The sequence below is a fragment of the Streptomyces sp. NPDC058662 genome (genome assembly GCF_042716255.1).
Taxonomy (GTDB): Bacteria; Actinomycetota; Actinomycetes; order Streptomycetales; family Streptomycetaceae; genus Streptomyces.
On the sequence record NZ_JBHXRU010000043.1, the window covers coordinates 1 to 21,051 of the forward strand.

The 21,051-nt window shown below is 73.6% G+C and carries 15 protein-coding genes and 1 tRNA gene; 3 read left to right on the forward strand and 13 right to left on the reverse strand.

Features of this window, described 5'->3' with window-relative positions:
• Positions 1 to 129: 129 nt before the first annotated feature.
• From ACFWUQ_RS17260 to ACFWUQ_RS17275, 4 genes are all read right to left on the reverse strand, one after another.
• Positions 130 to 771: an IclR family transcriptional regulator gene (locus ACFWUQ_RS17260; protein WP_007264382.1), complete on the reverse strand. Its 642-nt coding sequence runs from the start codon at positions 769 to 771 to the stop codon at positions 130 to 132.
• Positions 772 to 1,104: 333 nt separating this feature from the next.
• The gene (locus tag ACFWUQ_RS17265; protein WP_384538607.1) at positions 1,105 to 2,889 is read right to left on the reverse strand and encodes a DEAD/DEAH box helicase; all 1,785 of its coding nucleotides are present in this window, start codon (positions 2,887 to 2,889) and stop codon (positions 1,105 to 1,107) included.
• 136 nt (positions 2,890 to 3,025) lie between these two features.
• Positions 3,026 to 3,148 carry a hypothetical protein gene (locus ACFWUQ_RS17270; RefSeq protein WP_384538609.1) on the reverse strand — a complete coding sequence of 41 codons (123 nt, stop codon included), beginning with the start codon at positions 3,146 to 3,148 and terminating at the stop codon, positions 3,026 to 3,028.
• 52 nt (positions 3,149 to 3,200) lie between these two features.
• Positions 3,201 to 4,673, reverse strand: a complete 1,473-nt coding sequence (locus ACFWUQ_RS17275) for an MFS transporter (RefSeq protein WP_384538610.1) — start codon at positions 4,671 to 4,673, stop codon at positions 3,201 to 3,203.
• 188 nt (positions 4,674 to 4,861) lie between these two features.
• Here ACFWUQ_RS17275 and ACFWUQ_RS17280 point away from each other — a divergent pair.
• Positions 4,862 to 4,936, forward strand: a tRNA-Cys gene (locus ACFWUQ_RS17280).
• 379 nt (positions 4,937 to 5,315) lie between these two features.
• Entirely contained in the window at positions 5,316 to 5,774 is a 459-nt protein-coding gene (locus ACFWUQ_RS17285) for a hypothetical protein (RefSeq protein ID WP_384538611.1), read from the forward strand.
• Positions 5,775 to 5,900: 126 nt separating this feature from the next.
• Here ACFWUQ_RS17285 and ACFWUQ_RS17290 read toward each other — a convergent pair whose 3' ends face one another.
• From ACFWUQ_RS17290 to ACFWUQ_RS17315, 6 genes are all read right to left on the reverse strand, one after another.
• Positions 5,901 to 8,255, reverse strand: a complete 2,355-nt coding sequence (locus ACFWUQ_RS17290; protein ID WP_384538612.1) for a xanthine dehydrogenase family protein molybdopterin-binding subunit — start codon at positions 8,253 to 8,255, stop codon at positions 5,901 to 5,903.
• Positions 8,252 to 10,441 (reverse strand): 2Fe-2S iron-sulfur cluster-binding protein, encoded by a 2,190-nt coding sequence (locus ACFWUQ_RS17295; RefSeq protein WP_384538614.1) that lies wholly within the window; start codon positions 10,439 to 10,441, stop codon positions 8,252 to 8,254. Before ACFWUQ_RS17295 ends, ACFWUQ_RS17290 begins: the two co-directional genes overlap by 4 nt.
• A 20-nt stretch (positions 10,442 to 10,461) precedes the next feature.
• Entirely contained in the window at positions 10,462 to 11,349 is an 888-nt protein-coding gene (locus tag ACFWUQ_RS17300; protein ID WP_384538663.1) for an FAD binding domain-containing protein, read from the reverse strand.
• Positions 11,350 to 11,691: 342 nt separating this feature from the next.
• Positions 11,692 to 13,338, reverse strand: a complete 1,647-nt coding sequence (locus ACFWUQ_RS17305; RefSeq protein ID WP_384538615.1) for a beta-N-acetylhexosaminidase — start codon at positions 13,336 to 13,338, stop codon at positions 11,692 to 11,694.
• A 158-nt stretch (positions 13,339 to 13,496) separates the two neighbouring features.
• Positions 13,497 to 13,781, reverse strand: coding sequence for a DUF3039 domain-containing protein (locus ACFWUQ_RS17310; protein ID WP_030010729.1), 285 nt, complete (start codon positions 13,779 to 13,781; stop codon positions 13,497 to 13,499).
• A gap of 28 nt (positions 13,782 to 13,809) precedes the next feature.
• On the reverse strand, positions 13,810 to 14,370 hold the full coding sequence (locus ACFWUQ_RS17315) for a YqgE/AlgH family protein (protein WP_384538617.1): 561 nt from the start codon (positions 14,368 to 14,370) through the stop codon (positions 13,810 to 13,812).
• A 275-nt stretch (positions 14,371 to 14,645) separates the two neighbouring features.
• Between ACFWUQ_RS17315 and murA the strand changes: the two genes are divergently transcribed.
• A complete protein-coding gene (murA, locus tag ACFWUQ_RS17320) occupies positions 14,646 to 15,992 on the forward strand; it encodes a UDP-N-acetylglucosamine 1-carboxyvinyltransferase (RefSeq protein ID WP_384538619.1) in 1,347 nt (448 codons plus the stop codon).
• Between the two features lie 270 nt (positions 15,993 to 16,262).
• Here murA and ACFWUQ_RS17325 read toward each other — a convergent pair whose 3' ends face one another.
• From ACFWUQ_RS17325 to ACFWUQ_RS17335, 3 genes are all read right to left on the reverse strand, one after another.
• Positions 16,263 to 16,544, reverse strand: coding sequence for an HU family DNA-binding protein (locus ACFWUQ_RS17325; RefSeq protein WP_007264399.1), 282 nt, complete (start codon positions 16,542 to 16,544; stop codon positions 16,263 to 16,265).
• Between the two features lie 299 nt (positions 16,545 to 16,843).
• Positions 16,844 to 18,268, reverse strand: a complete 1,425-nt coding sequence (locus tag ACFWUQ_RS17330; protein WP_384538620.1) for an NAD-dependent malic enzyme — start codon at positions 18,266 to 18,268, stop codon at positions 16,844 to 16,846.
• Between the two features lie 456 nt (positions 18,269 to 18,724).
• Positions 18,725 to 21,031: a HelD family protein gene (locus tag ACFWUQ_RS17335; protein ID WP_384538622.1), complete on the reverse strand. Its 2,307-nt coding sequence runs from the start codon at positions 21,029 to 21,031 to the stop codon at positions 18,725 to 18,727.
• Positions 21,032 to 21,051 lie beyond the last annotated feature (20 nt).

A 21,051-nucleotide genomic window follows, 5' to 3' on the forward strand; every position in this document is an offset into this window, starting at 1 on the left:
CCGCCGCACCATCCAGCCCCGCCGGCGTTTGAGGCGCGGGGGTCCGGGGGCGGAGCCCCCGGCAACGGCGCCGCACCCGGCACCCACACCGGCACGGGCACCGCACCGCCACCCCACCCCGGCCCGCGGCTAGCGCAACGCGTCGGCGACTTCCCGCGCCGCGTCGACCACCCGCGGCCCCACCCGCTCCGGCACCGCATCGGCCAGCATGACGACGCCGACGCTGCCCTCCAGCCCGGTGATCCCCACGAGCGGCGCGGCAGCACCACTGGCGCCGGCCTCCAACTCGCCGTGGGTGAGCGTGTAGCCGGGCTCGATGAGGGAGCCCTGGCGGGCCGCCAGAATGGCCCGCCCCGCGGCCCCGCGGTCCAGCGGGTGGCGGAAGCCGGCCCGGTAGGCCACGTGGTAGTCCGTCCAGGTCGGCTCCACCACGGCGACGGCGAGCGCCTCGGTGCCGTCGACGAGGGTCAGGTGCGCGGTGGCACCTATGTCCTCGGCGAGGGACCGCAGCGCGGGCAGGGCCGCCTCGCGTACGAGGGGGTGCACCTGCCGGCCCAGCCGCAGCACCCCGAGCCCGACGCGGGCCCGGCCGCCGAGGTCGCGGCGGACCAGGGCGTGCTGTTCGAGGGTGGCCAGAAGGCGGTAGACCACGGTGCGGTTCACACCGAGGCGGTTGGACAGCTCGGTGACGGTCAGACCGTGGTCGGTGTCGGCGAGCAGTTTGAGGACTCTGAGCCCTCTGTCGAGAGTCTGGGAGGTTTCCGCGGTCACGACGCCTCTCCCTCTTTCGGTGGGCGGCGGTGACTCTCGGGGTGGCGCGCCGCCGGTCCCGCGGCGGCGCACGGAGAGGCCGCCGGTAGCGGCCATGGCACCGGCTGCGCTCCCGCGGCGGCGCTGCCACGGTGCGTTCGATGCGGGGACACTAGCGATCGGGTTCGCTCAGCGGAAGGGCTCGTCCAGAATCCGGGCGCGTACTACCTCTTTGTGCCGTTTCTTGTCCGCTCTCGGTGTCATTTCGTGACCTCTGGGCTCACAGGTCCCGGCAGTCACGCGAACGGGGCCCGTGCGCGTCCGCGCCCGGGCCCCGCTCCCCTGCCGACGGGCTCACCGCATACGGGTGGCCCACTCCTGCACCTTCTTGATCCGCTCGCGCAGCTGCCCGGCCGTCGCCTCCGCGCTGGGCGGGCCGCCGCACACCCGGCGCAGCTCCGTGTGGATCACGCCGTGCGGCTTGCCGCTCTGGTGGACGTACGCGCCGACCATGGTGTTGAGCGACTTGCGCAGCTCCAGCAGCTCCTTGTGCGAAACCACGGGCCGCCGGTCGGCCGGCAGCTCCAGCAGGTCCGCCTCCGCGTCCGGCTTGCGCCGGCTGTGCGCGATCTGCCGCGACTGCCGCTTCTGCAGGAGCATCTGGACCTGGTCCGGCTCCAGCAGCCCCGGGATGCCGAGGTAGTCCTGCTCCTCCTCGCTGCCGGGGTGCGCCTGCATGCCGAACTCGGCGCCGTCGTAGAGGACCCGGTCGAAGACCGCGTCGGACTCCAGCGCCTCGAAGGACATCTGCTCGTCCTCGCCGGTGTCCTCGTCCTCCTGCTTGTTCGCCTCGTCCATCTCCTTCTCGGACTCGGCGTACGGGTCCTCCTCGCCCTGCTTCTTCGGCTTGTCGAGGACGTGGTCGCGCTCGACCTCCATCTCGTTGGCGAAGCCGAGCAGGTAGGGGATGGTCGGCAGGAACACCGAGGCGGTCTCGCCGCGCCGGCGCGAACGCACGAAGCGCCCGACGGCCTGCGCGAAGAACAGCGGGGTGGAGATCGTCGTCGCGTACACGCCGACCGCCAGGCGCGGCACGTCGACGCCCTCCGACACCATCCGGACCGCGACCATCCAGCGGCTGCCGTCCGCGCTGAACTCATCGATCCGCTTCGACGCGCCGGTGTCGTCGGACAGCACCACCGTGGCCCTGCTGCCGGTGATGTCCTTGAGCAGCTTCGCGTAGGCGCGCGCCGACTCCTGGTCGGAGGCGATGACGAGGCCGCCCGCGTCCGGGATGCCCTTGCGGACCTCGGTCAGGCGCTGGTCGGCGGCGCGCAGCACGTTGGGCATCCAGTCGCCGCGCGGGTCCAGGGCGGTCCGCCAGGCCTGCGAGATGGCGTCCTTGGTCATCGGCTCGCCGAGCCGGGCGGCGATCTCGTCGCCGGCCTTCGTCCGCCAGCGCATGTTGCCGCTGTAGGAGAGGAAGATGACGGGCCGCACGACGCCGTCGCCGAGCGCGTTCCCGTAGCCGTAGGTGTAGTCGGCGGAGGACCGGCGGATGCCGTCGTTGCCCTCCTCGTAGGTGACGAAGGGAATGGGGTTGGTGTCGGACCGGAAGGGCGTACCGGTCAGGGCCAGGCGGCGGGTCGCCGGGTCGAAGGCCTCCAGGCAGGCCTCGCCCCAGGACTTCGAGTCGCCGGCGTGGTGGATCTCGTCGAGGATCACGAGGGTCTTGCGCTGCTCGCAGCGGTTGCGGTGCAGCATCGGGCGTACGCCGACGCCGGCGTAGGTGACGGCGACCCCGTGGTAGTCCTTGCTCAGCGGCCCGGCGGAGTACTCCGGGTCCAGCCGGATGCCTATCCGGGCGGCGGCCTCGGCCCACTGCTTCTTCAGGTGCTCGGTCGGCGCGACCACGGTCACCTGCTGCACGACGTGGTGGTGCAGCAGCCAGGAGGCGAGGGTGAGCGCGAAGGTGGTCTTGCCCGCTCCGGGCGTCGCGACCGCGAGGAAGTCCCGCGGCTGCGTCTGGATGTAGCGGTCCAGCGCCCCCTGCTGCCAGGCACGCAGCGCGTTGGCGGTGCCCCAGGGGGCGCGGCCGGGGAAGGCGGGTGAGAGGTGGTGGGAGGCGGTAGTAGTCACGGTCTCCGGTTCGTGCTCTCGGCGTACTCGCGTACTGGTGCGGGCAGTCGTACGTAGGACAACCGGGCCACCCTACCGGCACGGGCCCGACCCTCGCGGAGGGACAGGCCCGTGACCTCGGCGGGTGCGGCGAGCGTCACACCGCCGGGAGCGCCAGGTCCCGCAGCCCCCGGCCGATGTCCCTGACGTCGTCCGCCCTCCCGGTGGCGACGCCGACCACCGGCCGCTCGGCCGCGTCGATGTCCGCGCGCAGCTGCACGCCGTTCAGCGCGAGAGAGACGACCGCGGACAACGGCGGGGCCGGGCCGGGACTACTCCGCGGCGACGGTTCCCGCCGGGGCCGGGTCCAGCCGGGTGGCGACCCAGGCGCCCACCAGCGCCACGCAGGCCATCGGCAGGAAGACCACCACGAACGCGCCGGGGTGCGAGGCGCTCCCCCCTGCGGTGACGGCGTGCGCGGCCCCCACCGCGCCGCCGCCCAGCGCGGCGAAGGCCGCGCCCCCGCCGGCCAGCAGCACCACGTTCGCCAGCGCGTCCGAGATCTGCAGCGAGGCGGAGTTCGACCCGGCCTCCTCCGGCGCCGACAGTTTCAGCAGCAGCACGCTCGTCGAGCCGATCACGAGGCCCATCCCCAGGCAGCCCGACCCCCAGGCCACCGCCAGCGTCCACACCGGCACCGACTCGATCAGCACGGCGGGGGCCGCGGCGATGGCCAGCGCCACCAGCACCATCCCGCCCACCATCAGCCGCTCCCGGTACGGCGCCATCCGGCCCTTGGACTGCACCCACGAGCCCGCCGCCCACGTCACTCCGCCCAGCGCGAGCGAGAACCCGGCCAGCGTCGGGCTCAGCCCGCGCTGGGTCACGAGCATCAGCGGTATGAAGCTCTCCGCCCCGACGAAGGCCCCCGCCGCCACCCCACGCAGCAGCACCACGGACGGCAGTCCGCGCCGGGCTCGGTAGGTCCCGCGCGGCAGCAGCCCCCGTACGGCGGGGACCAGCAGGGACGCGCCGGCCACGGCCGGGACCAACGACAGCCACCGCAGGTCCTGGGCGGCGTACTGGAGCAGCCCGGCGCCCGCCGAGACGGCCAGGGCCAGCCGGATCCGCCGCCGGTCGAGGGCGACGGGCGGCGCGGACGGGTCCACCGGTCCGGAGGCGGTGCGCCGGATCGCCGGCAGCGCGAGCACGAGCGGTACGACCACCAGCACCGGTATCCCCAGGAAGACCCACCGCCAGCCGAGGTGCTCGGTGACCGTGCCCGAGGCCAGCGGTCCGACGATCGAGGGGACCACCCAGCTCGCGGCGAAGGCCGCCATGATCGCGGGGCGCAGCCGCTCGTCGTAGGCCCGGCTGACGACCACGTACAGGGCGACGATGACCAGGCCGCCGCCGAAGCCCTGCACGGCGCGGCCGAGCACGAACACCCACATGGCGCCGGCCGTCCCGGAGAGCACCAGCCCGGCGGCGAACGAGCCGATGCCGAGGGCGACCGGCCGCAGCGGCCCCTGCCGGTCGGCCCACTGGCCCGAGAGGACCATGCCGAACAGGCTGGTGGTGAAGTAGGCCGAGAAGGCGAAGGCGTAGAGCCCCATCCCCTCCAGCTCGCGGGCGGCGACCGGCATGGCGGTGCCTACGGCGGTGGCCTCGAAGGCGATGAGGAGGACGACGGAGATGATCCCGATGCTGAGCGTCCGGTACGCGGGGCCCAGGATGCCGCGCGGCGGCGGGGGCGGTGCGGCCTGCGCGGTCTTCTCGGGTATGTGGGGGTCGAGGGCGCTCATCGCCCCAGAGTAAGGTGCGTAACCTCGTTTGGACCCTGTCCATTCGGCGGATCCCGCCCTCGGTCGCAGGTCCTGGTCCCTGCGGAACCCGCAGGACTGTGAACGCGGTGTGGCAGTCGCGTTGCGCCGCCCGCCCGACCCTTCCGACGGCCCGCCCGCGCCCCGTACGGTCGGGGACATCACCACCCAGCCGTGTGCCCGAGTGGTTGAGGGACTCGCCTGCAAAGCGAGTTACGCCGGTTCGATTCCGGTCACGGCTTCCAGCGCCTGAGCAGGCAAAATGAAAGGCGGCACCCTTGAAGGGTGCCGCCCTTCTCCCTTCTCCGGTCTCGATTCCCGTCTCAGTTGACGACCACGGGCGAGGCCACCGGACAGCTGATCGAGATGCCTGACGTCTCAACCACGCTGCTCAGGAGCCTCGTTGACCGATCCACTTTGGATCGCATGAATCATTGAATCGTGTGCGAAATCTGAAATCCTGCCGACTTGCGATCAGGATTGCGGAGTGCTGCTCTGGAATAGGCGGGGGCTGAAGAGCTGAATGTTCCGGGCCCAAATCGGCGGCGTTCAGCCGAAGTAGGGGGACGACACGTCGTGTGACGACGGGATGCCCCGCGCTCCGACGCTATTCGGAGGTTCACGATGACCCAGGTCTCTTCTGCCCGCATTCCACTGCGCCAGATCATGGCCCTGCTCTTGACGGCCGCCCTGACGCTCTCCCTCTCGGTGGTGCTCACCGTCACCTCGACGAAAGATGCAGCCGCCTTGTGCTCCGCCAACCGGTTCAACGGCACGTGGCGCTCGTCCGACGCGAGGCTGAAGCGTATTGACGTATGGCAGGGAGAGGACTGCCACCTGTACGCCAGGGCCTGGGACGTCTGCGAGCACGACTCGTCGCGTATCTGCAGCTGGGGAAACAGGAGAATGGGAGACAGTCCCGAGCCGAACTTCCAGTTCGTCGGATACAACTGGAGCAATGCCAATGAGGTGCTGCACCTGCGGATGCAGAGCGACAGGTCTCGCATCTCGGTGTGGGACAGCACCGACTACAACAACGGTAAGAAGGTCAGCTTCACGGTCACGATGTACAAGAGCCGTTGAGCCCGCGAACACCGCGCATCGCCCCGCAAGGCCACCGGTCTGGCGGGGCGGTGCGTCTCCACGCGGCCCCGGCCGCGTGGAGACGGCCCCGGCCGCGGCGGGTCGTGCGCGGGCGTGCGGGCCGGGTCAGCTCTGGGGTGCGGCCACCGCCGCCGAGGGGCGGATCGGGATGCGGTTCACCGGGCGGCCGGTGGCAGCCCGTACCGCCGAGGCCACCGCCGCCGGCGCCGTGACCACGGGCACCGCGCTGGCGGCCTTCGCGCCGAACGGGGCCACCACGTCGCGCTCCTCGACGAGCTTGACGATGCGGACGGTCGGGGCGTCCAGGGAGGTCGGCAGGGCGTACCCGGTGAGGTCCGGGTGGCGGACCAGGCCGGCGACCGTGCGCAGGTTCTCCGTCAGCGCCGCGCCCACGCCCTGGGTGACGCCCGCTTCGATGCGGGCCTCCAGCTGGCGGGGGTTGAGGACCCGGCCCACGTCCTGGGCCACGGCCAGCTCCACCACGCGTACCGAGCCGAGCTCGATGTCCACGTCGACCACCGCGCGGATCGCGCAGAAGGCGAGGCCCACGAAGGCGTCGCCCTGCCCGTCCGCGTCGAGCGGTTCCGTGGGGTGCGGGCGGCATTGCGCCGTCGCCCAGAGTTCCTTGCCCGCGATCGCCTCCGCGACCGTCGTGGAGAACGCGCCGTCATACGAGGTGATCCGGCCGTCCGCGATCTGCAGCAGTTCCGTGGACATGCCCAACTTGTGGGCCATCGGCTGGAGGAGCTGGGTGCGGACCATCTTCGCCGCCCGCTCCACGGCCCCGCCCGACACCCAGGTGTGGCGGCCGTGCGCCGCCGGGCCGGCCGGCGGCTGGTCGGTGTCGACCGGCGCCGTCACGACCTCGTCCACGCCCAGCGTCTCCTGGACGATCTGGCGGGCGAGCGTGGCGAAGCCCTGGCCCGTGTCGACCGCGGCGCAGATCACCGTGGCGATGCCGTCCTGGACCTTCACGGTGGCGGTCGAGACCTCGTCCGTCCCCTCGGCGCCGAGCATGTGCACCATGCCGACCCCGTACCCGACGCCGCGCCGCACCGCGCCCGGCTCCCCCGCGCCCTCGGGGCCGCCGGGCAGCAGCCACTCGTCCTCCGGGGTGTCCTTCGGCAGAGCGGGCAGCTCGAAGTCGCGTACGGCGCGCAGCAGTTCCGCCACCGGTGCCGGACAGGTCACCGTCTGGCCGGTGGGCAGGAGGTCGCCGGTGGACAGCACGTTGCGCAGGCGCAGTTCCGCGCCGTCGATGCCGAGCGCCGCCGCGAGCTTGTCCATCTGGCCCTCGTACGCGGCGCACACCTGCATGGCGCCCTCGCCCCGGACATGGCCCGACGGCGGGTTGTTCGTACGGACCGCCCAGCCCTCCACGAAGGCGTGCGGGACGACGTACGGGCCGCAGGCGAAGGCCACCGCCGCGGCCAGGGACTCCGAGGAGGCGTCGGCGTAGGCGCCCGCGTCCATCAGGATCTGCGCCTCGACCTTGACCAGCCGGCCCTCCGCGTCCGCGTGGTGGCGGTAGCGCAGCAGCGTCGGGTGCCGGTGGGTGTGGCCGAGGAAGGACTCCTCGCGGGTCGCGGCCAGCTTGACCGGGCAGCCCGTACGCAGGGCCAGCAGGCCGAGCGGCAGCTGGAAGGCAGCGTCCTCGCGGTCGGCGGTCGCGCCGGGGACCCCGGTGACGACGACCCGCACCCGGTCGGGCTCCAGCCCGAAGCAGGCGGCGGCCAGGTCGCGGTCGCTGTGCGGGTCGGTGGAGGCGGTGTAGAGCTCCACTCCCCCGTCGGGGCGCGGTACGGCCAGTCCCGCCTCGGCGCCGATGGGCGCGGGGTCCTGGCGGCCGATCCGGTACAGGCCCTCGACGACGACCTCGCCGGTCGCCTCCGGGTCGCCGTAGCGGAGCGGGATGTGCCGGATCAGGTTGCCGTCGGGGTGCAGGGCGGGGGCGCCGAAGGACTGCTCGGGGTCGGTGACCGGGTCGAGGAGCTCGTACTCGACGGCGATGGCGGCCGCGGCGAGCCGCGCCGTGTCCGGGTGGTCCGCGGCGACGGCGGCGATGGGCTCGCCGTGGTGGCGGACGACGTCGTGCGCGAACACCGGCCGGTCGGCGATCCGGCGGCCGTGCGTGGTGGCGCCGGGAACGTCCGCGTGGGTGACGACGGCGCGGACGCCGGGCATCCCGGCGGCGGCCGAGGTGTCGATGGAGAGAATCCTGGCGTGGGCGTGCGGGGAGCGCAGTACGGCGGCCCACAGCAGGCCCTCGGCCCACAGGTCCGCGGCGTACGGGAAGGTGCCCTCGGTCTTGGCCCGGGCGTCGGCGGCCGGGACCGAGGCCCCGATGCCGCGCGGCACCCACTGCTCGGGGGCATCGGGCCCGCCCGATGCCGAGGCCGTCGTCACGGTGCTCCCCGTCGTCACCGCCGACGTCGCCGTCGCCGCGTCCTGCCCGCTCACGCCGTCCCTCCGTGGTGGATGCCGCCCTCGCCGGGCGGTGCCTGGTGCGGGATACGCGGCTCCGACGGCGTCGGAGCCTGTCCCGGTGCCTGGGGGGCGGGTCCGGCTGCGACGGCGCCGCGCTCGGCCACGACCTCGCGGACGGCGCCGATCACCCCTGCGTAGCCGGAGCAGCGGCAGAGGTTGCCGCACAGCGCCTGCCGGGTCTCCAGCTCGCTGGGGGCGTGGTTGCCCTCCAGCAGGTCGTGGATGGTCATGGCCATGCCCGGCACGCAGAATCCGCACTGCACCGCGCCCGACCTGCACAACGCCTGCTGCACGTCCGAGAGTTCCCCGTCCGTGGCGAGTCCCTCGACCGTACGGACCTCACTGCCGGCGGCCGTCGCGGCCGGCACCAGGCAGGAGGCGACGAGCCGGCCGTCGACCTGCACGGCGCAGGCCCCGCACTCGCCCTGCGAGCAGCCGTCCTTGGCGCCGGCGAGGCCGAGGCGCTCGCGCAGCACGTAGAGGAGGGACTCCCCGATCCAGGCGGCGGTGACGGGACGGTCCGCGCCGTTGACGCGCAGCACGTAGGAGGCCGACGGGTGCTCCAGCCGGGCGGCGGCCTCGGCCGCCTCCCGCTCGTCCCCGTGGGCCGGCGCCTGCTCCGTGCCGTGGGGGCCCGTGTCCGCGTCCTCGTCCGGGAGCGCCGCGAGGGGCTCTGCGCCGCCCGGTCCGTCCGCCTCCGGGCCGGCGCCGTCGGCGCCTTCGCCGCCCTCGGCGTCGGGGGCGGCGAACCCGCGCCCGTCCGTGCCGGCGGTCCCGGGGGCCGGGTCGTCGGCGGCGGGGTCAGTGGCCGCTTCGGGTTCGGGTACGGGGCCGGGCGCGGGTACGGAGCCGGTTACGGGCACGGACCCGGTCGCGGGGTCGGCTACGGGTACGGGTACGGGTACGGGTACGGGGCTCTCGTCCGGGCCGTGGCCGAAGGCCGCGAAGCCGTGCCCGTCCGTGTCGGCGGGCGGGGTGGACCGTGCGTACCCCTCGGGCTCCGCGGACCCTTCGGGCCGCGCCTGCGCCCGTACGCCGCCGAACATGTCCAGCCCGTGGGGCGCCGCCGACGGCTGCGCCGCTTCCGCGGCCGGGCCGGCGGCCACCGGGCCCTCGCCCGGCTCCGCCCCCGGGTGCGGGCGCTCGCCCGCGAGGGGGGTGGCCGCCGCGCCGTGGGCGGCCTCGATGTCGTACGCGCTGTCGATGTCGTGCGCGGCCGGGTGGGCCGGTGCGGCCTCCGGCAGCGGGGTGCCCACGCCGGGGCCGCCCAGTACGCGGGGCCCTCGCCGCGGGCCGCCGACGCCCGGGCCGCCGAACGGGCGTGCCGCGGCAGCCTCGGCGGTCGAGGCCGCCACCGCCTCGTCCGTGCCGGGCAGCAGGCCCGCGCCGTGCGCGTCCGGGCCGGTTTCCGCGGCGGGCTGCCGCCCCGCGTAGCCGCGCGCGGCCTCGAAGTCGGGGTGGTTCGCCCACGGGGCCGCGGCCCCGCCGGGCAGCGTCGCCGGCGCCTGGCTCCAGTCGGCGCCCAGCCCGCCCTGCCGGAAGTCCCCGGTCGGGTCGGCGTCCGGCGCACCCTGGTGGAAGTCCCCGCCGTGCTCAAGCTGTTCCGGCGCGGGCCACTGCCCGGTCGCCGAGGCCGCGGCAAGGCCCTGTCCCAGGCCCCGCCCCGCGCCCGCGCGCCCGCCCAGGGCCAGACCCTCGCCCGAGGTGTCCCGGCCCGGCTGGAAGTGCCACTCGGCCGTCGCGCTCGGATCCGACTCCGGCTCCGCCTCGGCGAACGACGCCGCCGACGATGCCGCGAGGGACGCCGCCACCGACGCCGGGATCGGGATCGAGGCCGGGATCGGCCCGCCCACGGACGGGGGACCGGCGGGGGCCGCCGCGGCCCCCGCCTCGGGCCACTGCACCGGGAGCGTCCAGGTGCCGGTGGCCGCCGGGTCCGTACTGGCCGAACCGAGCGGCACGATCATCGGCGGCGGCACGTAGCCGTGCCCGGGCGCGGCCAGCGGCTCCCCGGTGCCGAGCGCGTCCAGCATGTCCTGCGGCAGTTTCACGAAGGCCGTCGCGTCGGAGTCGTAGTCGCCGCCGTGCGGCACCGGCTCCCAGCCCCAGTCGGGGCCCGCCGGCCCCGCGCCGTCCGCGTTCCCAGTCGCTCCGCTCACGTACCCGTTCTCGTTCCCGCTCATGAGGTCAGCGCCCTCCCCAGGGCCCTGCGTGCCAGCACGGCCACCGTCCGCCGCAGATGCAGTACACCCGGAGCCACCGGTTCGCCCTGGTCGGGCACGCAGGCGGCCGCGACGTACTCGCCGAAGGCCTCCAGCGCCTCGGAGGCCAGGCTCCGGTCCCCGTCCCAGTCGATCAGGGAGGCCACCCACTGCTCGGCCTCCAGCGGCCGCAGCGGCATCGGGGCCACCGCGCCGATGGCGATGCGCACGCCCCGGCGTGCGGGGTCCAGGACGAGACCCACGGACGCCACCGCGCGCCCCGGACCCGTCCGCCCCGTGGCCTTGAGGAAAACCTGCGGCGCGTGCAGCAGCGGCACCCGCACGAAGCCGATCAGCTCGCCGGGCCGCAGCATGTCCCGGCCCGCCAGCAGGTGCGACACCGGGATCTCGCGCCGCGAGCCGCCCGGGCCGACGATGAGCAGGAGGGCTTCCAGCGCGGCCAGCACGGGCAGTGCGTCCCCGGTCGGCGCGGCGGTGGCGATGTTCCCGCCGAGCGTGCCGGCGTTGCGGATCTGCGGGGGCCCGGCGGCGCGCGCGGCGGCCGCCAGCGCGGGGATCAGGGCGGCGAAGTCCGGCCGCCCCATCCGGGCGTGGGTGAGTCCCGCGCCGAGCAGCGCGTGGCCGTCCTGGTACTGCCAGCCGCGGATCTCGTTGATGCGGCCCAGGCCCACCAGGGCGGCGGGCCGCAGCAGTCCGGCGTTGACGGCGGCCATGAGGTCGGTGCCTCCGGCGACGGGCACGGCGGCGGGCATGGCGGTGAGAGCCGCCACGGCCTCGTCGAGCGAGACCGGCAGCGTCACGGACTGCGCCGCCTGCGGGCCGCGAGCCCCCTGAGGTGAATCCAGTGCGTGCGGTGCGTGCGTGGTCAACCCAGCTGCCCCTTCCCGATGTCCCGGTCCCGGCGCTCCCGCCTGTCCGCCGTACGGTACGTCCTCACCGCCGGGACGTGGCAACTCTGGCACATCTTCCGGGGCGCTCCGGCGCGAGGGTCCGCCGGGCGGCGCGGCCCGCCCGAGTCGCCCGCCCCGTCCGGTCCACGTCCCGTGCACGTCCGGTCCCGTCCGCACTCCGTCGCGGGGCCCTCCGTCCGACTCGCCCTGTCTGCGCATCACCTCTCCAGATCGCCCGATTTTCGCCGTATCGGGGTAAATCTCAGGAGAGTTCCGGTTCGGGCCGCCACCCGGTTGTCACACGTTCGGGGGCTCGCCCTCGATCGGCCGCCCGAGCACTCCGGGCCTGCGCTGCCACGGCAGCGGACCTCCCGGCGGCCGGTAGCCGACGCCGAGCGCGTCCAGCCGCGCGTAGTGCCCGTCGCGCTCCCCCTCGCCGCCCGCCAGCCGCGCCGCGAAGTCCGCGAAGTCCCGGTCGGCCGGCTCCGGCAGCCGGGACCACACCACTTCCGCGAAGGCCACCAGCCGGGGGAACACCTGGTAGTCGACCCGGCTCTGGCTCTCCATCACCTCGGTCCACACATTGGCCTGCGCCCCGAGCACATGGGCGGCGGCCAGCTCCGACAGCTTCGGCGGCACGGGCTCGAAGCGGTAGACGTCCTCCAGCGTGCGCACGTACCCGATGGGCATCGGCTCCCGCACGCCGCCGTCCTGACGGTGGTCCAGGTACACGTGCTGCTCGGGGCACATCACCACGTCGTGCCCGGCCTCGGCGGCGGCGACGCCGCCGGCGTAGCCGCGCCACGAGGAGACGGCGGCGCCGTCCGCCAGCCCGCCCTCCAGGATCTCGTCCCATCCGATCAGCCGCCGCCCGCGCGCCGCGAGCCAGCCGTCGAAGTGGCGGATGAACCAGGACTGCAGACCGTCCTCCCCGTCCACGCCCAGCTCCGCGATCCGCGCCCGCGCCGTCGCGGAGGCCTTCCACTGGGACTTGGGGCACTCGTCCCCGCCCACGTGCACGAACGGCGAGACCTCGGCGGGGAACAGCTCCAGCAGCTCCTCGAACACCCCCTCGTAGAAGCGCAGGACGGGCTCGGTCGGAGCGAGCACGTTCTCGCTGATCCCCCAGTCGTCCCACACCTCCAGCGCCGAGGTGTCCACCACGTCCGTGTTCCCCAGCTCCGGGTACGCGGCGATGGCGGCCTGCGAGTGCCCCGGTACGTCGATCTCCGGGACCACCCGCACATGCCGCTCGGCGGCGTACGCGACGATCTCGCGGATGTCGTCCTGCGTGTAGTAACCGCCGTGCGGGGTCTCGTTCCACAGCGGCGAGGCCCGGTGGCCCCAGCGGCTGCGCGCCCGCCACGCGCCGACCTCGGTGAGGCGCGGGTACCGCTTGATCTCGACGCGCCAGCCCTGGTCGTCCGTCAGGTGCAGGTGCAGCACGTTGAGCTTGTGCGCGGCGAGCAGGTCGATGGTGCGCAGCACGCCGTCCTTGGGCATGAAGTGCCGGGCGACGTCGAGCATCATGCCGCGCCAGCCGAAGCGGGGCGCGTCCTCGACGGTCCCGCGGGGCAGCGTCCACGTCCGGCCGGGAGCGGGCGCCCGCCGGTACGCGTCGGGGCCGAGCAGCTGGCGCAGCGTCTGGGCGCCCCAGAACACCCCGGCGGCCGACCCCCCGACCAGCCCCACCCCCTCGGCTCCGACCTCCAGCCGGTACCCCTCGGCGGGCAGTTCCCCGTCGACGGCCAGCCGTACGCCGCCCGGGCCGCCGGGCGGCGGGGGCGGGAAGCCGTACCCGGTGGCGGCCCCCAGCTCCCGCCGCAGCCAGCGCGCGACCCCCTCGACCCCGGGGGCGGCGGCGAGGGTGGTTGCGGGCCCCAGTTCCAGGAGGCGGCCGCCCTCGTCCGGCGTCACGTGCGCGGGGCGGGGAATCAGGTGCATGGGGGCGAGCCCTTCGCGTCGATTCATTGCACCCTGCGCAACAGCCGTTCCACAGAGCGCGCGTCGAGCCGACCCTAACCCGCCCCGCGGACACGGCAAAGGCCCCCGGCGGCGCTGACGCGCACCGGGGGCCCTGGTCCTGCCCGAGAGGGGCCGGACTACTTGTCCTTGCCGCCCTTGTCCTTGTCCCCGCCCGGGCCCATGGACTCGTAGATCTCCTTGCACATGGGGCAGACCGGGTACTTCTTCGGATCCCGGCCCGGCACCCAGACCTTGCCGCAGAGCGCGACGACGGGGGTCCCGTCGAGGGCGCTCGCCATGATCTTGTCCTTCTGGACGTAGTGGGCGAAGCGCTCGTGGTCGCCGTCACCGTGCGACACCTGCGGCGTCGGCTCTACGAGGGTCCCCGTGCCTGTCCCGCGCTCGGGCTCAAGAGTGCTCATGAGGCAAGGGTACTGAACACCGCCCGGCTCAGTTGAGCGACGGGTCGTCCGGATAGGTGGCGACCATCGCGAGCTCACTGCGCTGGCGGCGCAGTACCGCCCGCCACAACCGCTCCGGGTCGGGGAAGGACACGTCTCCGGGCTCGGACTCCACCACGTACCAGGCGCCCTCGCCCACTTCGGCCTCCAGCTGGCCCGGGCCCCAGCCCGAGTAGCCGGCGAAGATCCGCAGTGAACCGAGGGCCGGGGCCAGCAGCTCCGGCGGCGCCTCCAGGTCGACCAGGCCGATGGCCCCGTGCACCCGGCGCCAGCCGAGCGGGCCCTCCTCGCCCGGGATGACCGCGAGCCCCAGGGCCGCGTCCAGGGCGACCGGCCCGCCCTGGAAGACCACGCCGGGGTCGCCGGCCAGGGGCGCCCAGGGCAGCAGGACGTCACCGACGCCCACTGGGGTCGGCCGGTTGAGGACCACGCCGAGCGAGCCCTTCTCGTCGTGGTCGAGCAGCAGCACCACCGCGCGGTCGAAGTTCGGGTCCGCGAGGGCGGGGGTGGCCACGAGCAGCCGCCCTGTGAGGGAGGACACCTCGGTCATGCCGACATGATCTCGCACATTCGCTCCTGGAGGGGACCGGGCGGCGGGATCGATCCGTACGCGCTCGCGTCCGCAGATCAGGGCCCGCGGCGGCGACGGCGGGGGCGTGGCGCCGACGCGGGCGGAATGCGACGCTCCGCCATGAGGTGGGTACGGAGGGTGCTGTGGCTGATTCATGACAGTCCTACGGCCGCGTCAGCCTTACGAACAGGGGGGTGGTGGCCCTTACCCTTTTCACTGGCCACCTGCCCACCCCTCTCCGGAACGCGAGATTCATGACCGGCACAGTCAGTGACGATGTACTGCTTGTCCACGGCGGCACCCCGCTTGAGGGCGAGATCCGTGTCCGCGGTGCGAAGAACCTCGTGCCCAAGGCCATGGTCGCCGCTCTGCTCGGCAGCGGACCCAGCCGACTGCGCAACGTTCCCGACATCCGCGACGTGCGGGTCGTGCGCGGGCTGCTCCAGCTGCACGGGGTGACGGTCCGTCCCGGCGAGGAACCGGGCGAGCTGGTGCTCGACCCCACCCACGTCGAGAGCGCGAACGTCGCCGACATCGACGCCCACGCGGGCTCGTCGCGCATCCCGATCCTCTTCTGCGGCCCCCTGCTGCACCGGCTCGGCCACGCCTTCATCCCGGGTCTGGGCGGCTGCGACATCGGCGGCCGGCCGATCGACTTCCACTTCGACGTGCTCCGCCAGTTCGGCGCGACCATCGAGAAGCGCGAGGGCGGCCAGTACCTGGAGGCCCCCCAGCGGCTGCGCGGCTGCAAGATCCGCCTCCCCTACCCGTCGGTCGGCTCGACCGAGCAGGTGCTGCTGACGGCCGTCCTGGCCGAGGGCGTCACCGAGCTGAGCAACGCCGCGGTGGAGCCGGAGATCGAGGACCTGATCTGCGTGCTGCAGAAGATGGGCGCGATCATCTCCCTCGACACCGACCGGACCATCCGGATCACGGGCGTCGACCAGCTGGGCGGCTACAACCACAAGGCGCTCCCGGACCGCCTGGAAGCCGCCTCCTGGGCCTCCGCGGCCCTGGCGACCGGCGGCAACATCTACGTGCGCGGCGCCCAGCAGCGCTCGATGATGACCTTCCTGAACACCTTCCGCCGCGTCGGCGGGGCCTTCGAGATCGACGACGACGGCATCCGCTTCTGGCACCCGGGCGGCCCGCTCAACGCCATCGCGCTGGAGACGGACGTGCACCCGGGCTTCCAGACCGACTGGCAGCAGCCGCTGGTCGTCGCCCTCACCCAGGCCTCCGGCCTGTCGATCGTCCACGAGACGGTCTACGAGTCCCGGCTCGGGTTCACCTCGGCGCTCAACCAGATGGGTGCGCACATCCAGCTGTACCGGGAGTGCCTGGGCGGGTCGGCCTGCCGCTTCGGCCAGCGCAACTTCCTGCACTCGGCGGTCGTCTCCGGCCCCACCAAGCTGCAGGGCGCCGACCTGGTCATCCCCGACCTGCGCGGCGGGTTCTCGTACCTGATCGCGGCGCTGGCGGCCGAGGGCACCTCGCGGGTCCACGGCATCGACCTGATCAACCGGGGCTACGAGAACTTCATGGAGAAGCTCGTGGAGCTCGGCGCGAAGGTCGAGCTGCCGGGCGGCGACGTCGTCTGACCCGGCCGAGTACGAGGAAGCCCCCCGCGCCCCCGAACAGGGGCCCGGGGGGCTTCCTCGTACTCCTCGCGCCCCCACGCGGGCCGCGGGCCCCGGACAGGCCGAAGGGCGGCCGCCCCGCATGGGGTGGCCGCCCTTCGGCGTACTGCCTGGGCCGTACCGCCGTACCGTCGCACGTGCCGCACTGCTGTGCGCGGGCGCGTGCCGTACCGCCGCACTCGCCGTTCCGCCGTCGCGGGGACCGTTGGGGCCCCCGGCGGCGGAGCGGGACTACTTGCCCTTGGCGGCTTCCTTGAGCTTGGAGCCCGCGGAGACCTTCACGCTGTAGCCGGCCGGGATCTGGATGGGGTCGCCGGTCTGCGGGTTGCGCGCGGTGCGAGCGGCACGGTGGGTGCGCTCGAAGGTCAGGAAGCCGGGGATGGTGACCTTCTCGTCGCCCTTGGCGACAATCTCGCCGACGGTCTCGGCGAGCGCGGCCAGAACGGCGTCGGCGTCCTTGCGGGTCACCTCGGCGCGCTCGGACAGAGCGGCCACCAGCTCACTGCGGTTCATGTTGTACTCCCGTGTTCAACTTGCCTTAGAGGCGTGAGATCGAAGCCGATGCTGCCAGGGCCCTCGGACAGTCCCCGGACCCGGGTCTGAACGTCAGACCCTCTCGCCCGGTTACGCATCCTGCCCCCACCAGCGGCGGGAAAGCCAATCCGGCACCCGCCGGGGTCACACGAAAAGCGCCACAGTCACGCCGCGTGACGCTGCGTCCGCACCCGTCGGATGCGGACCGCGGTCCTCGCGGGCATCCCCGCAACCCTAGAGGCGGCCCGGTGGGGCCGCATCCCGCGACGCGCCGGTGATCAGACGGACGTGGGGGCCGTCACAGCGGGCGAGGCGGCCTTGCGGACAGCGCCCGCGACCGCGCCGGCGACCTTGTCGTTGAACACCGACGGGATGATGTAGTTCGCGTTCAGCTCGTCCTCGCCGACCACGTCCGCGAGGGCGCTCGCGGCGGCCAGCATCATGTCCGTGTTCACCGTGCGGGACTGGGCGTCCAGCAGGCCGCGGAAGACACCCGGGAAGACCAGCACGTTGTTGATCTGGTTCGGGAAGTCGGAGCGGCCGGTGGCGACGACGGCGGCGGTCTGGCGGGCCACGGCCGGGTCCACTTCGGGGTCCGGGTTCGCGAGCGCGAACACGATCGCGCCTTCGGCCATGGCGGCGACGTCCTCGCCGGAGAGCACGTTGGGGGCCGAGACGCCGATGAAGACGTCGGCGCCGACCACGGCCTCCTTGAGGGTGCCGGTGTAGCCCTCGGGGTTGGTGTTGTCGGCGATCCAGCGCAGCGGGGAGTCCTGGTCCGCGTCGACGAGGTCGGGGCGGCCGGCGTGCACGACGCCGTGGATGTCGGCGCTGACGGCGTTCTTCACACCCGCCGCGAGAAGCAGTTTGAGGATGGCGGTACCGGCCGCTCCGGCGCCCGACATGACCACCTTGACGTCGCCAACTGCCTTGCCCACCACGCGCAGTGCGTTGGTGAGGGCGGCGAGGACCACGATCGCGGTGCCGTGCTGGTCGTCGTGGAAGACGGGGATGTCGAGGGCCTCGCGCAGCCGGGCCTCGATCTCGAAGCAGCGCGGCGCGGAGATGTCCTCCAGGTTGATGCCCGCGAAGCCGGGGGCGATGGCCTTGACGATCGCGACGATCTCGTCGGAGTCCTGGGTGTCGAGGCAGATCGGCCAGGCGTCGATGCCCGCGAAGCGCTTGAAGAGGGCGGCCTTGCCCTCCATGACGGGCAGCGCGGCCATCGGGCCGATGTTGCCGAGGCCCAGGACGGCGGAGCCGTCCGTCACGACTGCGACGGAGTTGCGCTTGATGGTCAGGCGGCGCGCGTCCTCGGGGTTCTCGGCGATCGCCATGCAGACGCGGGCCACACCGGGGGTGTAGATCATCGACAGGTCGTCGCGGTTGCGGATGGGGTGCTTGGACGCCATCTCGATCTTGCCGCCGAGGTGCATCAGGAAGGTCCGGTCGGAGACCTTGCCCAGGCTCACGCCCTCGATCCCGCGCAGCTTCTCCACGATCTCGTCCGCGTGGGCGGTGGAGGTCGCGGCGATGGTGACGTCGATCCGGAGCTTCTCGTGACCGGACGCGGTCACGTCGAGGCCGGTGACCGAGCCGCCGGAGGACTCCACGGCGGTGGTGAGCTGGGAGACCGCGGTTCCGCTCGCGGGCACTTCCAGCCGGACCGTCATCGAATACGAGACGCTGGGCGCCGTTGCCATGGCCGTGTTCCTCTTCTGTCCCTGGTTTTCGCTGTACACACAGGGCCCGCCGCACAGCCGGTGCCGCAGGACCTGTTGTCCGATCGTCCCACCTACCAGCCGGTACAAGGTAACCAGCTACAAATTTCGGAAAGACACTTCCACCATACGAGATACATGGGGGGTGTGGAATGGTGGGTCCATACAAAACAGGTCCGCCCCCTCCACACGGTGGAGGGGGCGGACCTGGTATGACGCCTATGACACCGACCCGCCATGCTCGCCTCGCGGCAAGTGGTCGCTCTGAGCGACGAAGGTTGGGCCCGGGGGCTTGGATCGAGTCGGTGCCTCACCCAGGCTAACAAAGGATCGCCGGAAATGAGCCCCCCACCGGGCCCCGGATCGATCGGACCACGCGCCCGGCCGCGGGCAGAACGGCCCCGCGGGGCGCTGGAGCGCCCCGCGCAGCCGCCCTCGCTACGGCCTGAGCAGGTCCGGCACGCCGTCCGCGTCCGGCCGGTCCCGGTCCGCCGAGACCACCGTGAGCTGCTGCGTCGCGCGCGTCAGCGCCACGTACAGCACCCGCAGGCCCGCCGGGGACTCGTCCGCGATCTCCGCCGGGGAGACGACCACCGTGGCGTCGTACTCCAGCCCCTTGGCCTCCAGGCTGCCCAGCGCCACCGCCCGCTCCCCCAGATCGGCGAGCCAGCCGGCCGCCTCCGCGCGCCGGTCCATGGCCACGACCACGCCCACCGTGCCGTCCACCTGCTCCAGCAGCCTGCGGGTCTCCTCCCGGACGGCCTCGCCAAGGTCTCCGGTCGCGGCGGTGAAGCGGGGCTCAAGGCCCGTGGAGCGCACCGCCGTCGGCGGCTCCATGCCCGGCATCGCCAGCCGCAGCACCCGGGCCGCGACCTCCGCCACCTCGGCCGGGTTGCGGTAGTTCACGGTGAGGGTGAACCGCCGGCGCGGCCGGGAGCCCAGCGCCTCGTCGCGGGCCGCGGCGGCCTCCTGCGGGTCGGTCCAGGAGGACTGCGCCGGGTCTCCGACCACCGTCCACGTGCCGTGCCGGCCCCGGCGGCCGACCATCCGCCACTGCATCGGCGTCAGGTCCTGGGCCTCGTCCACGATCACGTGCGCGTACTCGGTGCGCTCCGCCGCGAGCCGCTCGGCCCGCTCCCACTGGGTCTCCTCGCGGGTCGGCATCAGCTCCTCCAGCCCGCTGAGCTGCTCCAACGGGTCCATCTCGCGCCGGCGCCGGGGCCGGGCCGGGGCTCCGAGCAGCATCTGGAGCTCGTCGAGCAGCGCCACGTCGTGCACCGAGAGGGGGCCCTTGCCGTCCGGGCCCACCCGGCGCAGCGAGCGGGCCAGCTGGCGGGTCTCGCGCTGGTTGAGGTCCCGGCGGGACCAGCGCCCCAGGCGCCGCTCGTCGGCCATCGAGGCGAGCACGCCGCGCGGGGTCAGCTCGGGCCACCAGGCGTTCAGGAAGCCGACGAAGGCGTCCTCGGTGGAGATGTCCTCGTCGAAGGCCGACCGCAGCTCCGCGGCCAGCTCCGGGTCGCTGTGCCGGCCGGAGCTGCCGGACTTGGCGTACAGGGCGTCCAGGAGCAGCTTGCGGGCGCGCGGGCGCAGCAGGTTGACGGGCGCGGTGCCGCTGAGCACGTTCTGCCGGATCCGGTCCAGCTCCGCGGCCTCCAGCTCCTGGCGGCGGCCGAAGGCCACGACGCGCAGCCGGTCGGGTGCGTTGCCGAGTTCCAGGGCGCCCCGTACGGCCTTGCGCAGCACCTTGAGCATCCGCGAGGAGCCCTTGATCCGGGCGACGGCGGGGTCGTCGTACGTGGTCGCCTCCGCGCCGTCGACCAGGGAGCCCAGGGCCCGGATGGCGACCTGGCCCTCCTCGCCGAGGGAGGGCAGCACGCCCTCGGTGTACGCGACGAGGAGCGGGGTCGGGGAGACGATCAGGATGCCGCCGGAGTAGCGCCGCCGGTCCTGGTAGAGCAGGTAGGCGGCGCGGTGCAGGGCGACGGCGGTCTTGCCCGTGCCCGGTCCGCCGGCGACCTCCGCGACGGAGGCGGCGGGGGCCCGGATGACGAGGTCCTGCTCGGCCTGGATGGAGGAGACGATGTCGCGCATGGAGTGCGTACGGGCCCGGCCGAGGGCGGCCATCAGGGCGCCGTCGCCGATGACCGGGAGTTCCGCGCCGTCCAGGAAGGCGGTGACCTCCGGGCGCATCAGGTCGTCCTCGACGCCGAGCACCTTGCGGCCCTTGGAGCGGATCACGCGGCGGCGCACGACGCGGCCGGGGTCCTTGGGCGTGGAGCGGTAGAACGGCGCGGCGGCCGGCGCGCGCCAGTCGATGACGAGCGGCGCGTAGTCGGAGTCGAGGACGCCGATCCGGCCGATGTGGAGCGTCTCGGCGACATCGGCGGTGAGGTCCTCGCGGATCGCGTCGTCGGCGGGCTCGACGGAGGTGTAGGCGCCGTCCGGGCCGCGCTCCCCGTCCTTGCCGAGCACCAGGTCGACGCGGCCGAAGAGGAAGTCCTCGAACTCGTTGTTCAGCCGGTTCAGGTGGATACCCGCCCGGAAGACCTGCGCGTCGCGTTCGGCGAGGGCGCCGGGCGTGCCGACCTGGCCCCTCTTGGCCGCGTCGTTCATGAGGAACTCGGCCTCGTGGATCTTCTCCTCAAGGCGTCGGTACACCCGGTCGAGATGCGTCTGCTCGACCGCGATCTCCCGATCGCGGACGGAATCCGCCGTGCTGTCGACAGCGGCATTCTGCGCGGCCACCAAGGCCCCCTTCTGACGTG

Bases quoted from the DNA above. Each gene is read 5' to 3' on its own strand.
- ACFWUQ_RS17310 (WP_030010729.1), bottom strand. From the start codon at position 13,781: ATGAGCACTCTTGAGCCCGAGCGCGGGACAGGCACGGGGACCCTCGTA.
- ACFWUQ_RS17305 (WP_384538615.1), bottom strand. From the start codon at position 13,338: ATGCACCTGATTCCCCGCCCCGCGCACGTGACGCCGGACGAGGGCGGC.
- murA (WP_384538619.1), top strand. From the start codon at position 14,646: ATGACCGGCACAGTCAGTGACGATGTACTGCTTGTCCACGGCGGCACC.
- ACFWUQ_RS17315 (WP_384538617.1), bottom strand. From the start codon at position 14,370: ATGACCGAGGTGTCCTCCCTCACAGGGCGGCTGCTCGTGGCCACCCCC.
- ACFWUQ_RS17325 (WP_007264399.1), bottom strand. From the start codon at position 16,544: ATGAACCGCAGTGAGCTGGTGGCCGCTCTGTCCGAGCGCGCCGAGGTG.
- ACFWUQ_RS17285 (WP_384538611.1), top strand. From the start codon at position 5,316: ATGACCCAGGTCTCTTCTGCCCGCATTCCACTGCGCCAGATCATGGCC.
- ACFWUQ_RS17330 (WP_384538620.1), bottom strand. From the start codon at position 18,268: ATGGCAACGGCGCCCAGCGTCTCGTATTCGATGACGGTCCGGCTGGAA.
- ACFWUQ_RS17275 (WP_384538610.1), bottom strand. From the start codon at position 4,673: ATGAGCGCCCTCGACCCCCACATACCCGAGAAGACCGCGCAGGCCGCA.